The following is a 13,598-nucleotide window of genomic DNA, read 5'->3' as shown; positions in this document are numbered from 1 at the left end:
GGTCACGGACGACAATCCTACGCGGCGCCTCCGGGACTCGCAGCGATCGGCCAGCCTGCTGGCAGCAATGACACAGGCAGGAGCAGAGCCCGCACGCGTCTGCCTCGGCCCGCACGGGACTCGAGCGCGTCCAGCACCCGCACGAGATCGTCGCGCAGGCCGACCGTCGCGCCGCGGACGGGAGGCCCGTACGCGTCACGTTCACGCACCTCGAGCAGTCGCAGCACGGCCTCCTCTCCCACCGTCCCCGCCACCTGATCGGCGATGCGCCGGGCGAAGGCGCGCGGTGTCTCGGTCTCGGGAGCCGACCAGCCGAGGTCGCGCGCGGTGTCGCGCAGCTCGGCCCAGACGACGGATGCCCCGCCCGAGGCCTCGGCCAGGCGTCTCAGCCGATGCCGACGGCGCACGCGGCGCGCGACGGCCGGTGTCAGCAGCACGAGGACGACGAGGAGGGCCACGCCGAGTCCGGAGAGCACGGGCTGCAGCGGAGACGGGGGCGTGGTGCCGGCCGCTCCCGCGATCTGAGCCGGATCCGTCGGCACGATCCGCTTCGGCGCGGTCGTGGTGCCGGAACTCGGGGCCGTCGTCGGGGCGGCAGCGGCCGTTTCGGGACGGGTGTAGCTCGGGATGGTCCCCCGGCCCACGGTCGGCTCGAACGGCACCCAGCCGACGCCCGCGAAGTAGAGCTCCGGCCAGGCGTGGAGGTCGTCGCTGGTCACGGTGTACTGCCCGGGGTCGGTGGCTGTGCCTCCGCCGCTCGCGCCGGGCAGATAGCCCTCGGCGACACGGGACGGAATCCCGAGCGAGCGAGCCATCAGGGCCATCGCCGACGCGAAGTGGACGCAGTAGCCGCTCTTCGCCTCCAGGAACGCGGCGATCACGCGGGCGCCGTCCCCGTCGTAGCCCTGCTTGAGCGGTGTCTGCGTCGAGTAGACGAACCCGTTGTCGCGGAAGTAGTCCTGCAGAGCGACGGCCTGCTCGTACTCCGACGTGGCCCCCTCCGTCGCGGCGACCGCCGTCTTCGCGATGATCGACGGGAGGTTCGGAGGCAGGAACAGGTCGCGCTGCACGTCCTCGGGCACGAAACCGCCCGCCGCCTTGAGCTGGTCCGCCGTCGGCTGCACGAGCAGACTGGTGACGGTGTAGTCCTGGTCCCTGGTGGTGGCGTTGATCCCCCCGATCGTGAGATCGTCCGGATCCCACGACCAGGTGCCGGCGAGCCCTTTCACGGACTGCACGGGCGAGGGGACGGGCAGCCACCGGCTCTGCATGTTGTCGATCTTCACGGTCGTGGTGATCTTCGACGTCGGCACCTGGTCGGAGAGCCCGGCGACCGGACCGATCGGCGTCCCCTCGGCGAGGCGCTTGGTGTCGCGCTCGCGATGCTTCCACACCGACCCCGTGAACTGGTCGAGCGACGCGAGTTTCAGGTACTGGCCGGTGGCCGCGCTCGTCGTGTACGTCAGAGCGCGCACGGCGGTGGGCCGACGGAGGTCCTTGCCGAGGTCGATGAGCGGCGTGACGGTTCCGCCGATGTTGATGCCGCCGGCGGTGAACGAGGCGGCGCCGCCGCGGTCGAAGCCCGGTGCGGTCGCGGCGAGCAGCACCGCCACGAGCGTCGCTGAGGCGCCGACCGCCAGCGCTGCGCCCGGCCGCGGGGAGCCCGGACGGCGGGTGCGCACGTCGGCGCGCAGCAACCACAGGTAGGCGATGGCGGAGAGGGCGAGGGCGCTGGGGTCCAGGCCGTCGCCGAGCAGCGCGCCCGGCACGACGAGCACCGCGCCGACGCTGACCGCGGTGAACGCGGGTGCGCGAACGGCCACGGCCAGCGTGTCCAGGACGACGGCGATCAGCGCCGCGCCACCGACGACGAGGAACAGGAACTCCGGCAGGCTCTCCGCAGGAGTCCCCTGCTGGTAGATCGAGAGCATCGCCTGCTGCAGGAGGCCGCCCCAGTGGGCGAATGTCGCCGGCGTCGGGATGATGGCGAGCAGCCCTGTCCCGCCGCCGAACGCCGCCGTCATCACCATCGCACCGAGGACGAGCTCGAGCACCGGCACGATCCCGCGGTGTACGCCCGCCGTACGAAGACCGGCCCCGGCGACGAGCAGGAGCGACGAGGTCAGCATGAGGGCGAACCACCAGCCGGCCCCCTGGATCAGTCCGACCAGCGCCACGCTCGCGGCGAGCGTCTGCAGCAGCATCGCGCCGGTGAGTCTCCAGTAGCCCACGCGCCTCCGGACAAGCCTCGGCACGGCGACGGGGATGGACTCGCTAACCATGGGTCACCGCCCGCTGCCGGGCCAGCGCGCGCTGCCAGCTGGTGGCGGCGTCCTCGCCGGGCGCGCACGCGACGCAGAGCCAACCCGCGTCGGCGAGCACCTCCTCCACCTCGGGTGGCGTCGAGGCGGCCAGGAACGCCACCGCCGGGTCGCCCATCGACCGGAGCGCGGCCAGCGAGCCGAGCTCGGCCGTGCCGCCGAGGAGGAACGCGAACACCGGAACCGACCGCCCCGCGCGGCGGAGGCCGGTCGCGAGCTCGGCCACGGCGTCGTCGCGCGGGGAGACGCCCGGCTCGACGCCGGCGAGGTCGGCCAGCAGGAGGCGATCGGAACCGCTGAGATCGAACGTCGGGCTGGTGGCGCCGAGCGTCCCGGTACGGCCGGCACCACTGCGTCCGGTCAGCTGACGCTCCGCCGTCTCGACGACGCTCACGGCGAATCCCTCGTCGAGGAGGTGGACCCCGACCGAAGCCATCAGATCGATCTGCGCCTCGAACGCGGCCTCGTCGGCGAGACCGTCGCGGGTGTCCAGCAGCAGCCACGCCTCGGGGTTGCTCCGCTGCTCCTCCTGGCGCACCATCAGCTTGTCGTGACGCGCCGTCGCCCGCCAGTGCACCCGTCGCAGCGGATCGCCGGGGCGGTACTCGCGCGCGATCAGCTCGTCGGCGCTCGGGATGCTGTGGCGCAGCAGCTCGTGCTCGGTGCCCTCGCTGTGTGCGACGTCCAGCTCGCCGTGAGCGAGCGGTACGACCCGCGGCGTGACCAGGAGCGCGCGCGGCTGCCCGAGCGCGTACTCGGCGTAGGCGATGCCGAACGGATCGGTGCGGCTGATCACGAGCGGGCCGACCGGGTGCGAACCGCGCTTCTCGGCCACCACCTCCTGTCGCAGCACGGTCGTGTCTCGGCCCTGGAGATCGCGCGCGTCGTGCGGGCCGAGGCGTGGGAACGGCGCGCGACCCTGCACGTCGATGCCGGCGGGGGCGAACTCCCGCCAGCGGGCGGCGGGACTCGGCCGGCCGCTCAGATTGCGAGCGGTCGTGACGATGGTGGTCGTCTCCCCCACCGCGACCACATCGGGGTGGAAGCTGCGAGTGACTCCCAGCCGCGGCCGGTCCCAGGTGACGGAGATCATCGCGGCGAGCGGCAGGACCGTCAGGAAGACGCCGACGAAGAGCACGTCCGTCCTCCCGAGCAGGGCGGAGGCGATCAGGGCGGCCACGCCGATCCCGCCCAGCGTCCAGCCGCGCGCGGTCGGCCGCGGCTTCGTCAGCGGGCTGGACGCCCGGCCGCGGCCCGGCACGCTAGCGGCCGCCCGAGCCGATCGCGCCGGAGCCGACCGGCACAGGCGTGGCGGCGACGATGCGCCGGACGATGTCGGCGATGACGGGCGCGCTCTCGTGGTGATGTCCCAGCGCACGACTCGTGGGCAGGAGACGGTGACCGAGCACCGGCACGGCGAGGGAGTCGACGTCGTCGGGAAGCACGAAGTCGCGTCCGTCCAATGCCGCCAGGGCTTTCGCCGCCCGGATCAGCTGCAGCGTCGCGCGCGGGCTCGCCCCCAAGCGCAGGTCGCGATCCTCCCGGGTCGCGCGCACCAGATCGACGGCGTACTGCTTCACCGGGGCGGACGCGAACACGCTGCGCGCGGTCGTCATCATGGAGCGCAGCTGCTCCGACGTCACCACCGGGCCGATCCGCGAGAGCGGGCTCGACGTGTCACGCGTCGTGAGCATCGCGAGCTCGGACTCCTCATCCGGATAGCCCATCGCGATGCGGGCCATGAACCGGTCGCGCTGCGCCTCGGGGAGGGCGTACGTGCCCTCCATCTCCACCGGGTTCTGGGTCGCGACGACGATGAACGGGGCGGCGAGCGGATAGGTCGAGCCGTCGACCGTGACCTGCCGCTCCTCCATGCACTCCAGCAGCGCCGACTGCGTCTTGGGGCTCGCACGGTTGATCTCGTCGCCGATGACGATGTTCGCGAAGATCGCGCCCGGCTTGAACTCGAAGCGGCGCTCCACCTGGTTGTAGACCGAGACGCCGGTGACGTCGCTCGGCAGGAGGTCGGGGGTGAACTGGATGCGGCTCACGGTGCAGTCGACCGACTTCGCCAGCGACTTCGCCAGCATCGTCTTGCCGACGCCGGGCACATCCTCGATCAGGAGGTGGCCCTCCGCGAGCAGCACCACCAGCGCGGTGCGCACGGCGTCGTGCTTGCCGTCGATGACCGACTCGACGTTCACGGTGATCTGCTCGGCGGCGCGACGGAGCTCCGCCAGATCCATGCCCGCTGCGGCGCGGCCCGACTCCTCCTCCGGAGCGACGGAGGGTTCCGTTGGTTGGCGCGTCGCGTAGCTGTTCATGGCTCCTGCACTCTCATCTCGATGACAGCAGTTCGAAAACCGCGGGCGGGACGTACGGACTCACGTCGCCGCCCAGCGCCGAGACCTGACGCACCAGGGAGCTGGAGACGTGCGCGTTGGCGGGGTTGGGGAGCAGGAACACCGTCTCGACATCGGCGAGGTGGCGGTTCACGATCGCCATCGGCGTCTCGTATGCGACGTCCACCTGCGAGCGGATCCCCTTGACGAGCACGTGCGCCCCCACGTCCGTGCAGTAGTCGACCAGCAGCCCCATCGACCAGGAGGCGACGATGACGTTGCCGGTGATCCCGGCCTCCTCGATCGACTTCTCCAGCAGCGAGACCCGCTGCGCGATGGGCAGCAGGGCCGACTTGTCCGGGTTGTGGACCACCACGACGTGGACTTCGTCCCAGAGCCCGGCGGCGCGTTCGATCACATCGAGGTGACCGAGGGTGACCGGGTCGAACGATCCAGGGACTACGGCGATCCTGTTCATAGGGCACCAGACTATCCCGCGGTACCCGGCATTTCGTTGTGAATCCGTTACCTTGTCACGACTTGCCGAGGTAGGCGCGCTCCGCCTCGTCGAGCCTCCTGGCCAGCGCGGCCTGCAGGGCGGGGACCGCCGCCAGGCCGCCCTCGGCGTCGAGGGTCTCCGCCGCGGCGACACGCGCCTCCTGGATCAGGTCGCCGTCGGCCGCGACCCGCAGCAGCCGCAGGGACGACCGGCCACCGGACTGCCGGCTGCCGAGCACGTCGCCCTCCCGTCGCAGCTCGAGGTCGACGTTGGCCAGCTCGAAGCCGTCGAGCGTCGCCGCCACCGCCTCCACCCGCTCGCGCGCCAGCGATCCCTCCTCGGCCGACGTCACCAGCAGGCAGAGTCCCGGGATCTCGCCCCGGCCGACCCGGCCGCGCAGCTGGTGGAGCTGAGAGACGCCGAACCGGTCGGCGTCGAGCACGACCATGGCGGAGGCGTTCGGCACGTTGACGCCCACCTCGATCACCGTCGTGGCGATGAGGATGTCGATGTCGCCGGACGCGAAGGCGCGCATCACCTCGTCCTTCGCGTCGCTCGCGAGCCTGCCGTGCAGCACGCCGACGCGGGCCCGGGCGAAGAGCGGATCGGCGCGCACCTGCGCCGCCACCGACTCGACCGTGGCGACCGCGCGCGGCGCTCCGTCGTCCGCGGCGTCCTCGGGCTCCTCCCGCTCGCCGCCGTCGTCCTCGACCTCCTTACCGCTGATCGCCGGGCACACCACGAACACCTGGCGGCCCTTCGCGATCTCCTCGGACGCCCGCTCCCAGATGCGCCGCTCCCAGCCGGGACGATCGGCCAGGGGCACGACGAAGCTCTCGATGCCCTGGCGACCGGCGGGAAGCTGGGCGATCGTCGACACGTCGAGGTCGCCGAAGACCGTCATGGCGACCGTGCGCGGGATGGGCGTGGCGGTCAGCACGAGCACGTGCGGGGGCGTCCCGCCCTTCGCCCGCAGCGCCTCCCGCTGCTCGACGCCGAACCGGTGCTGCTCGTCGACGACGACGAGCCCGAGGTCGAAGAACGTCACCGCGTCGCCGAGCAGCGCGTGGGTGCCGATCACGATGCGCGCCTGGCCGGAGACGGTGCGCAGCAGTGCGCGCTTGCGCTCCGCGGCGCTCAGCTGTCCGGTGAGCAGGGTGGGCATGAGCTGCGCGGAGAGGTCGGGGCCGAGCATCGCCGCGATCGACCGCAGGTGCTGCGCCGCGAGCACCTCGGTCGGGGCGAGCAGCGCGGACTGGCCGCCCGAGTCGGCGACGGCGAGCATCGCCCGCAGCGCGACGAGCGTCTTGCCCGAGCCGACCTCGCCCTGCACCAGCCGATGCATGGCGGCGGTGCTGGCCAGGTCGGCCGTGATCTCCGAGCCGACCAGTGCCTGGTCATCGGTCAGCGAGAACGGCAGGGCCGCGTCGAACCGCTCGAGGAGGCCTCCTGGCTCGGCGCGCCGCGGCGTCGACGGGACCGTGCGCGCCGCGGCGCGTTGCTGCAGCAGCGCCGCCTGCAGGACGAACGCCTCCTGGAAGCGCAGGGCGTCGCGCGCCCGCTGCCACTGCGCGTCCTTCTGCGGACGGTGGATGCCCTCGAGCGCGTCGCGGTACGACAGCAGACCGCGTTCGGCCGCGATGGAGGCCGGCACGGGGTCGGGCGCGGTGTCCAGGGCGTCGAGCGCGAGTTCGACGGCCTTCTGCACCTGCCAGCTCGCGACCGTGCCGGTCGCCGGGTAGATCGGGATGGGCGTCTGCGCCCACGACGTCGCCGCGGCGCTCCCGGGTGCCACCGCGTTCTCGGAGTCGGGCTCGAAGAGCTCGTAGTCGGGGTGCGCCAGCTGGAGCGCCCCGCGGTAGGCAGAGACCTTGCCTGCGAAGATGCCGCGCACGCCCGGCACGAGATCCTTCGAGCGCCAGGACTGGTTGAAGAACGTCAGCGTCAGGATCCCCTCGCCATCGGAGATCTTCACCTCGAGGATCGATCCCCGGCGCGCCCGCATGGACCGCTCTTGCACGCGGAGCACCTCGGCGATGATCGTGACGTTCTCGTCCAGCGGCAGATTGGCGAGCGCCGTCAGCTCGCCACGGCGCGCGTACCGGCGCGGAAAGTGGTGCAGGAGGTCGCCCACGGTGCGCATCCCGAACGCCTTCTCGAACGCGGAGGCCGTGCGCCCGCCGAGCACGCCGGCGAGCCGCGAGTCGAGCGTGATCGCGCCCTCGGCAGCCGGGGCGGAGGCGTTGGTCATGGTTCGATCGTAGGCGCTGCCCCCGTCAGCGCGGCGAGCTCGGCGACGACATACGGATCCTCGGGACGCTCCTCGGCGAGCCGTCGCTGCAGCTCGAGCGCCTCCTCCGCGCGACCGGCGCTGCGGAGCGCACGGGCGACCGCCCAGCGCGCGGCGAACCGCTGATCGGGGGTCCCGTACTCCACAGCGGCCTCCAGAGCCCGGTCGAATTCGCGCAGAGCGGCTTCCGCGTCCCCCTCCTCCAGCAACGACCAGCCGCGGTTGTTGCGGAGCGCGACGCGCCAGCGGAGGATGCGCGGATCCGTCGTCGCGGCCAGCTCGGCGTCGGCCTCCTCCGTCCACTGCTCGCCGCGCGCGGGGTCGGCGATCGCGAGCATGTGCGCGGCGTCGACGGCGAGGAAGACGTCACCCTCCCGCCGGGCGGCCTGCAGCGCCTCCTGGAACATCTCGACCGCCTCGGCATGGCGTCCCTCGGTGTTGAGCAGGCGCCCGCGTTCCAGCACGATCCGCACGTGGAGGATGCCCGTGGCAGGCTCCAGTGACGCCAGCAGGGCGTCCGCCTCGGCGAAACGGCCCTGCAGGCCGAACGCCCGCGCCCGCTGGGTCTGCAGCTCAGCACGGACAAGCTCGGGACGGTCGGGTCGCGACGCCGCCGCCGCGATCCGCTCCGCCGAGCCGACCGGGTCGTCGACGTCCCACAACGCGTCGAGCTCGGGTTGTTCGAGGCGCTCCACCATGGCCCCTATCTTGGTGCCGTCGCCCGGCGAAGACCAGTGCGCGATGGTGGTATCCCGTGCCGCTAGGCTCGGTGTGCCATGACCCGCATCGTCTCCGGTTTCGCCGGCTCCCTCACCCTCCAGGTGCCGAAGAGCGGCACCCGCCCGACGAGCGACCGCGTGCGCGAGGCCGCCTTCTCGGCGCTCGACGCGCGCGGCGAGGTGCACGGCGCGCGGGTGCTCGACCTGTTCGCCGGCTCGGGCGCCCTCGGTCTCGAGGCCGCCAGCCGGGGCGCCTCCTCCGTCGTCCTCGTGGAGCGGGGTGCCGCGGCCGCGCAGATCTGCCGCCGCAACGCCGCGGCCGTGACGAAGGCCGCCCCCGCGTCCGCGCGTCCGACCGTCGACGTCCGGGCCACCAGCGTGCAGTCGTACCTCTCCGGCGCTGCCGGCCCGTTCGACCTCGTGTTCGTCGATCCGCCCTACGATGTGGGCGATGCCGAGCTGCTGGACGTGCTGACCGCGCTCGTCCCTCTTCTCGCGCCCGGCGCCACCGTCTGCGTCGAGCGCAGCACCCGCAACGGCGAGCCCGCCCTCCCGGACGGGCTGGAGCTCACGCGCCGCAAGGACTACGGCGAGACCGCGCTGTTCTGGCTGAACCGCACCGCGCTCTGACGCCCCCGCCGCGAGCATCGCGGGGGTCGCGAACTGCCGCAATGCGGCCGGCAGAGCGGCAGGATGCGACCCCTGAACGTGATCGCGCGGACGCGGTCAGCCGGCTGCGCCGTCCCACTCGAGGTACGGGTCCCAGCCGCCGCGCTCGTCGAAGGGGCGGCCGGCGACCAGCAGGCCGCTGCCGTCGCGCACCGCGCCGATCCGGCGGAAGCCGCCGGGAAGCGCTGCGCCGGCCGGGAAGGCGGCGAACAGGCCGTGGTCCTCTCCTCCAGTGAGGGCGGCGCGCGGGTCGTCACCGAGCAGACCGGGGTCGAGATCGATCGCGACACCGCTGGCCTCGGCCACCCGCCGGGCGTCGAGCGCCAAGCCGTCGGAGAGGTCGAGCATGGCGGTCGCGCCCGCGTCCGCAGCGCGGGGGCCGTCGGCGATGGGAGGCTCCGGCCGCAGCTGCGCACGGACGGCGTCGGGATGCGCGGCCACGACGGCAGCGAACCGATCGCGGTCGGGCACTCCGGACGCATCGACGGCCTCGTCGAAGAGCAGTCGGAGTCCCGCAGCGGCCGCTCCCAGCCTCCCGGACACCGCGACCACGTCTCCGGGCCGCGCCCCGCTGCGCAGCACCGGAGCGCGCCCCTCGAGGTCGCCGAAGGCGGTCACGGCGAAGGTCATCGTCTCCGATACCGACAGGTCGCCGCCGACGACTCCGCAGCCCGGGGCGAGTGCCTCGCACGCCAGGCGGAACCCGTCCGCGATGGCCTCGAGGTCGGCGACGGGAGTGTCGGCCGGAGCCGCGATGGCCACCACCAGCGCGGTCGGGACGGCGCCCATCGCGGCGACATCGGAGAGATTGGTGGCGGCGGCCTTCCAGCCGAGATCCTCCGGCGACGACCAGGCGAGCCGGAAATCCGGGCCGTGGACCATCATGTCGGTCGTGACGACGTACCGGCCGTCGGGGGCGGCGAGCACAGCCGCGTCGTCGCCGGGGCCGACCAGGGTGGCCGACGACCCGGGGAGGCGGGGAAAGATGCCGCGCAGCGCCTCCCGCTCGGAGACCTCTCCGATCGTCGCACCGGCCGCCGTGCTCTCAGACATTCCCATGTCTGGAAACGCTAGCCTGAATCATCGTGACCGTCCGCCGCACCGCCCTCGCCTCCGTCCTCGCTGCAGGAGCCATCGCGCTCGCCCTGACCGGATGCGCGCCCACCGTCTCGCTCGACCCGGGCGCCGACGCCAACGACCCCGGCTGCGCCGAGATCAGCGTGCGCCTCCCCGACACGGTCGCTGACAAGGACAAGCGCGTCACGGACGCGCAGGCCACCGGTGCGTGGGGCGACCCCGCAGCGGTCATCCTGCGCTGCGGCGTCCCCGACATCGGGCCGACCACCCAGCCGTGCGTCAACGTCAACGGCGTGGACTGGGTGCTGATGACGGACCCGACCGCCAAGACGATCGTCTATCAGACCTTCGGCCGCACCCCCGCGACGGAGGTCGTGATCGATCACGTGGCCGGCGTGTCCGACTCGTCGGTGCTGCCCGAGTTCGCCTCCGCCGTCTCGACGGTCAAGCAGACCAAGCAGTGCCTGTCGACGCTCGACACGAGCCTCACCCCGACGGACGGCGCGACCGACGGGTCCACAGCGACGCCGACGCCCACGCCCACCCGCTGAGCGGCATCCGCCGCCCCGCCGGACGACCGCGGTCGCACGGGACGAACGCGGTCGCGCGCCGCGCAGCGTTCGTCCCGAACCGCAGCGCGCCAGGCCACCCGCGCGCCGCACGGCAGCGACCGCGGTCGCACGGGACATCCGCGGTCGCGCGCCGCGCAGCGTTCGTCCCGAACCGCAGCGCGGGGCGCTCAGGCCGCCGCGCGAGCCAGCGCCACCTGGATGAGCTCGTCGATCAGATCCGGGTACGACAGCCCCGACTCCTGCCAGCAGCGCGGGAACATCGAGATCGGAGTGAAGCCCGGCATCGTGTTGATCTCGTTGACGACGAAACCGTCCGCGGTCAGGAAGAAGTCCACGCGTGCCAGGCCCTCTCCCCCGATGGCGTCGAACGCGCGCACAGCGAGATCGGCCATGTCGGCGAGCTCGGCCGCGCTCAGGTCGGCCGGGCAGACCAGGTCGATCCCGGGGGCGTCGAGGTACTTCGCTGCGAAGTCGTAGAAGTCGCGCCCGGAGACGACGACCTCGCCAGCGACGGAGGCACGCGCAGCCTCCCCCGGTCGGCCGCCGAGCACGGCGATCTCCACCTCACGGCCGACGACGGCCGACTCGATCAACACCCGGTCGTCTTCGGCGAGGGCAACCTCGATCGCGGCGGCGAGCTCCGACCAGTCCTTGACCTTCGTCACGCCGACGCTCGACCCCGCCCGCGCCGGCTTGACGAACGCGGGAAGCCCGAGGTCACGGGCTTCGGCCTCGACGGCCTCCGGAGCGGCGCCCCACCGGTGAGCGGTCACGGTCTGCCACGGGGCGACGGGGATGCCCGCCTGCAGCAGGACGGTCTTCGTGAAGTGCTTGTCCATCCCGAGCGCGCTGGCGAGAACGCCGCTGCCCACGTAGGGCAGGCCGACCAGCTCGAGCAGGCCCTGCACCGTTCCGTCCTCGCCCCACGGACCGTGCAGGATCGGGAACACGATGTCGACGTCGCCGAGGGACTCCACCGAGCCGTCCGGGTGCGTGACGGTCAGTTCGCGGGTCGTGGCGCTCTCGGGCCAGTGCACGCGGGTGCCGTTGTCCTCGACCTCGGGGAGCGCCTCCGCGTCGAGCGCGAACCGCTCGGCGTCGTCCGGCTGGAGGGTGAAGGCGCCGTCGTGCGTGATCCCGATCGGGATGACGCGGTAGGCGCTACGGTCGATCGCCGCGAGGACCCCGGCCGCCGTTGCGCAGCTGATCGAATGCTCGCTTGAACGCCCCCCGAAGAGTAGAGCCACTGCGGCCGTGTCCGTCATCCGTCGTCCTTTCGCCTTGCGGCTCGTCCGAGTCCGTCGTGAGGTGCGGCGCGATGTCCTTCGGATCGAGCGTTCCGGCGAGCACCTGGCTCACCTGCCGCACGATCGGCATGTCCACGCCGCGCGCCTCCGCCAGGCTCAGCACGGGGGCGACCGAGGCCAGCCCCTCCGCAGTCTGGTTCATCTGTTTCACCACGTCGGTGAAGCTGTAGCCCTGGCCGAGCAGCCGCCCGGCGGTGTTGTTGCGGCTGAGCGACGACTCGCAGGTCGCGATCAGGTCGCCGAGGCCCGCGAGCCCCGAGAGGGTCTGGGCCTCCGCCCCGTACGCCACGGCGAAGTCGGTCATCTCGACCAGCCCGCGCGTGATGATCGAGGCCTTGGTGTTCTCGCCGTAGCCGACACCGTCGACGATGCCGATCGCCACGGCGATGAGGTTCTTCAGCACGCCGCCGAACTCCGTGCCGATCACGTCGGTGTTCACGAAGCTGCGGAAATACCGGTTGGTGGCGGCCATCGCGACCGTCTGCGCCGTCTCCAGGCTCACCGACGAGACCACGGCCGCGGTCGGCTGCTCGCGCGCGATCTCGAGCGCGAGGTTCGGGCCGGAGGCGACAGCGATCCGCTCGGCCTCGATCGGGAGGGCCTGGGCGATCACCTCGCTCATCCGCAACCCGGTGCTCTTCTCGACGCCCTTCATGAGGCTCACCACGATCGTGGACGGGCCGAGGTACGGCTGGACGGCGGCGAGGTTCTCCCGCAGCGTCTGGCTCGGGATCGAGACGAACACGACTTCCGCGTCGCGCAGCGCCTCTCCGAGCTTCGACGTCGCCCGCAGGTTGCGCGGCAGGTTGATGCCCTCGAGGTAATCGCTGTTGCGCTTGACCTCGTTGATCTCGCGCGCGAGCTCCGGACGGCGCGCCCAGAGCACGACGTCGGACCCGCCGTCGGCGAGGATCTTCGCGAAGGTGGTCCCCCAGCTGCCGGCGCCGAGAACGGCGATCCGACGGGGAGCGGGAGGCAGTGCGGTACGAGCCTTGCTAGCCATCGAAGCGGCCGGTCTCCTTCTGGTTGTGCTGCGACGGGTCCCACCGCTGCGCGGGCGCCTTCTCGCCGCGGAGGTCCTCGAGCAGGGCGGTGATCGCCGCCATGATCACCGCGGTGGCCTCGGCCAGCGTCGCGGAGTCGAGGCTGCGCCCCTCGAACGCCGAGAGGTCGACGGGGTCGCCGACCTTCACGTCGATCGTCTTGCGCGGGAAGAAGCTGATCTTCTTCGAGTACCGCGCCATCACCTGCTGCGTGCCCCAGTGCGCCATCGGGATCACGGGGATGCCGTGCTCCAGCGCCATCCGGGCGGCGCCGGTCTTGCCGCGCATCGGCCACATGTCGGGGTCACGCGTGAGCGAGCCCTCCGGGTAGACGACGACGATGCGCCCTTCGTCGATGATCTTCTGCGCGGCGTCGAGCGGCGCAGCGCCCCGGGCAGCTCCGCCACGAGCGACCGGCACCTGACCGGACTTGCGCAGGAACCAGCCGACGACGGGCACGCGGAACAGGCTGTCCTTGGCGAGAAAGCGCGGCAGTCGGCCGAGCCGCCACAGCACCATCCCCATCATCACCGGGTCGATCTCGCTGTAGTGGTTCGGAGCGACGATGAACGCGCCGTGACGCGGCAGCTTCGCTCCGTCCGCGATACGGAACCGCGCGAGCAGACTGCCCAGCGGCACGACGAGGAACGCCAGGACCCAGAAGATCGACGGACGGCTCTTCTCGGAGCGCTGACGCTTCACCGGGGGACGCGGGACGGCGGGATCTTCGGGATGGGACACATCCCTATTATCCGTGCC

The 13,598-nt window shown here is 72.3% G+C and carries 12 protein-coding genes; 2 read left to right on the top strand and 10 right to left on the bottom strand.

What is annotated here, in order from left to right; all coding sequences use genetic code 11:
- Positions 1-17 precede the first annotated feature (17 nt).
- From IT072_RS09125 to IT072_RS09100, 6 genes are read right to left on the bottom strand one after another with little or no spacing between them, the layout of a single operon-like run.
- The gene (locus IT072_RS09125) at positions 18-2,282 is read right to left on the bottom strand and encodes a transglutaminase family protein (RefSeq protein ID WP_223360642.1); all 2,265 of its coding nucleotides are present in this window, start codon (positions 2,280-2,282) and stop codon (positions 18-20) included.
- Positions 2,275-3,582 carry a DUF58 domain-containing protein gene (locus IT072_RS09120; RefSeq protein ID WP_223360641.1) on the bottom strand — a complete coding sequence of 436 codons (1,308 nt, stop codon included), beginning with the start codon at positions 3,580-3,582 and terminating at the stop codon, positions 2,275-2,277. The genes IT072_RS09125 and IT072_RS09120 overlap by 8 nt, the downstream gene beginning before the upstream one ends.
- A 1-nt stretch (position 3,583) precedes the next feature.
- The gene (locus tag IT072_RS09115) at positions 3,584-4,645 is read right to left on the bottom strand and encodes an AAA family ATPase (protein WP_223360640.1); all 1,062 of its coding nucleotides are present in this window, start codon (positions 4,643-4,645) and stop codon (positions 3,584-3,586) included.
- 13 nt (positions 4,646-4,658) lie between these two features.
- Positions 4,659-5,141, bottom strand: a complete 483-nt coding sequence (gene coaD, locus IT072_RS09110) for a pantetheine-phosphate adenylyltransferase (RefSeq protein ID WP_223360639.1) — start codon at positions 5,139-5,141, stop codon at positions 4,659-4,661.
- A 55-nt stretch (positions 5,142-5,196) separates the two neighbouring features.
- Positions 5,197-7,413 carry an ATP-dependent DNA helicase RecG gene (locus IT072_RS09105; RefSeq protein ID WP_223360638.1) on the bottom strand — a complete coding sequence of 739 codons (2,217 nt, stop codon included), beginning with the start codon at positions 7,411-7,413 and terminating at the stop codon, positions 5,197-5,199.
- Positions 7,410-8,150 carry a hypothetical protein gene (locus tag IT072_RS09100; RefSeq protein WP_223360637.1) on the bottom strand — a complete coding sequence of 247 codons (741 nt, stop codon included), beginning with the start codon at positions 8,148-8,150 and terminating at the stop codon, positions 7,410-7,412. Before IT072_RS09100 ends, IT072_RS09105 begins: the two co-directional genes overlap by 4 nt.
- Before the next feature lie 78 nt (positions 8,151-8,228).
- Between IT072_RS09100 and rsmD the strand changes: the two genes are divergently transcribed.
- The gene (gene rsmD / locus IT072_RS09095; protein WP_223360636.1) at positions 8,229-8,801 is read left to right on the top strand and encodes a 16S rRNA (guanine(966)-N(2))-methyltransferase RsmD; all 573 of its coding nucleotides are present in this window, start codon (positions 8,229-8,231) and stop codon (positions 8,799-8,801) included.
- Positions 8,802-8,897: 96 nt separating this feature from the next.
- Here rsmD and thiL read toward each other — a convergent pair whose 3' ends face one another.
- Positions 8,898-9,899, bottom strand: a complete 1,002-nt coding sequence (gene thiL, locus IT072_RS09090; protein WP_223360635.1) for a thiamine-phosphate kinase — start codon at positions 9,897-9,899, stop codon at positions 8,898-8,900.
- Positions 9,900-9,925: 26 nt separating this feature from the next.
- Here thiL and IT072_RS09085 point away from each other — a divergent pair, with 26 nt between their 5' ends.
- The gene (locus tag IT072_RS09085) at positions 9,926-10,468 is read left to right on the top strand and encodes a DUF3515 family protein (RefSeq protein WP_223360634.1); all 543 of its coding nucleotides are present in this window, start codon (positions 9,926-9,928) and stop codon (positions 10,466-10,468) included.
- A gap of 188 nt (positions 10,469-10,656) precedes the next feature.
- Here IT072_RS09085 and IT072_RS09080 read toward each other — a convergent pair whose 3' ends face one another.
- Genes IT072_RS09080 through IT072_RS09070 form a run of 3 tightly spaced genes read right to left on the bottom strand, consistent with a single transcriptional unit; the run spans position 10,657 to position 13,580 of the window.
- Positions 10,657-11,754, bottom strand: coding sequence for a D-alanine--D-alanine ligase family protein (locus IT072_RS09080; RefSeq protein ID WP_223360633.1), 1,098 nt, complete (start codon positions 11,752-11,754; stop codon positions 10,657-10,659).
- Positions 11,651-12,799, bottom strand: coding sequence for an NAD(P)H-dependent glycerol-3-phosphate dehydrogenase (locus IT072_RS09075; protein ID WP_223360632.1), 1,149 nt, complete (start codon positions 12,797-12,799; stop codon positions 11,651-11,653). Before IT072_RS09075 ends, IT072_RS09080 begins: the two co-directional genes overlap by 104 nt.
- Positions 12,792-13,580, bottom strand: a complete 789-nt coding sequence (locus IT072_RS09070) for a lysophospholipid acyltransferase family protein (protein WP_223360631.1) — start codon at positions 13,578-13,580, stop codon at positions 12,792-12,794. The genes IT072_RS09075 and IT072_RS09070 overlap by 8 nt, the downstream gene beginning before the upstream one ends.
- Positions 13,581-13,598 lie beyond the last annotated feature (18 nt).

The organism is Leifsonia sp. ZF2019 (assembly GCF_019924635.1).
GTDB lineage: Bacteria > Actinomycetota > Actinomycetes > Actinomycetales > Microbacteriaceae > Leifsonia.
Note: the sequence above shows the minus strand (reverse complement) of the source record. Positions and strands in the feature narration are given on the sequence as shown.

Excerpts from the sequence above, each read along its gene's own strand:
- IT072_RS09125 (WP_223360642.1), bottom strand. The coding sequence starts at position 2,282 with ATGGTTAGCGAGTCCATCCCCGTCGCCGTGCCGAGGCTTGTCCGGAGG.
- IT072_RS09115 (WP_223360640.1), bottom strand. The coding sequence starts at position 4,645 with ATGAACAGCTACGCGACGCGCCAACCAACGGAACCCTCCGTCGCTCCG.
- coaD (WP_223360639.1), bottom strand. The coding sequence starts at position 5,141 with ATGAACAGGATCGCCGTAGTCCCTGGATCGTTCGACCCGGTCACCCTC.
- IT072_RS09105 (WP_223360638.1), bottom strand. The coding sequence starts at position 7,413 with ATGACCAACGCCTCCGCCCCGGCTGCCGAGGGCGCGATCACGCTCGAC.
- IT072_RS09100 (WP_223360637.1), bottom strand. The coding sequence starts at position 8,150 with ATGGTGGAGCGCCTCGAACAACCCGAGCTCGACGCGTTGTGGGACGTC.
- rsmD (WP_223360636.1), top strand. The coding sequence starts at position 8,229 with ATGACCCGCATCGTCTCCGGTTTCGCCGGCTCCCTCACCCTCCAGGTG.
- thiL (WP_223360635.1), bottom strand. The coding sequence starts at position 9,899 with ATGGGAATGTCTGAGAGCACGGCGGCCGGTGCGACGATCGGAGAGGTC.
- IT072_RS09080 (WP_223360633.1), bottom strand. The coding sequence starts at position 11,754 with ATGACGGACACGGCCGCAGTGGCTCTACTCTTCGGGGGGCGTTCAAGC.
- IT072_RS09075 (WP_223360632.1), bottom strand. The coding sequence starts at position 12,799 with ATGGCTAGCAAGGCTCGTACCGCACTGCCTCCCGCTCCCCGTCGGATC.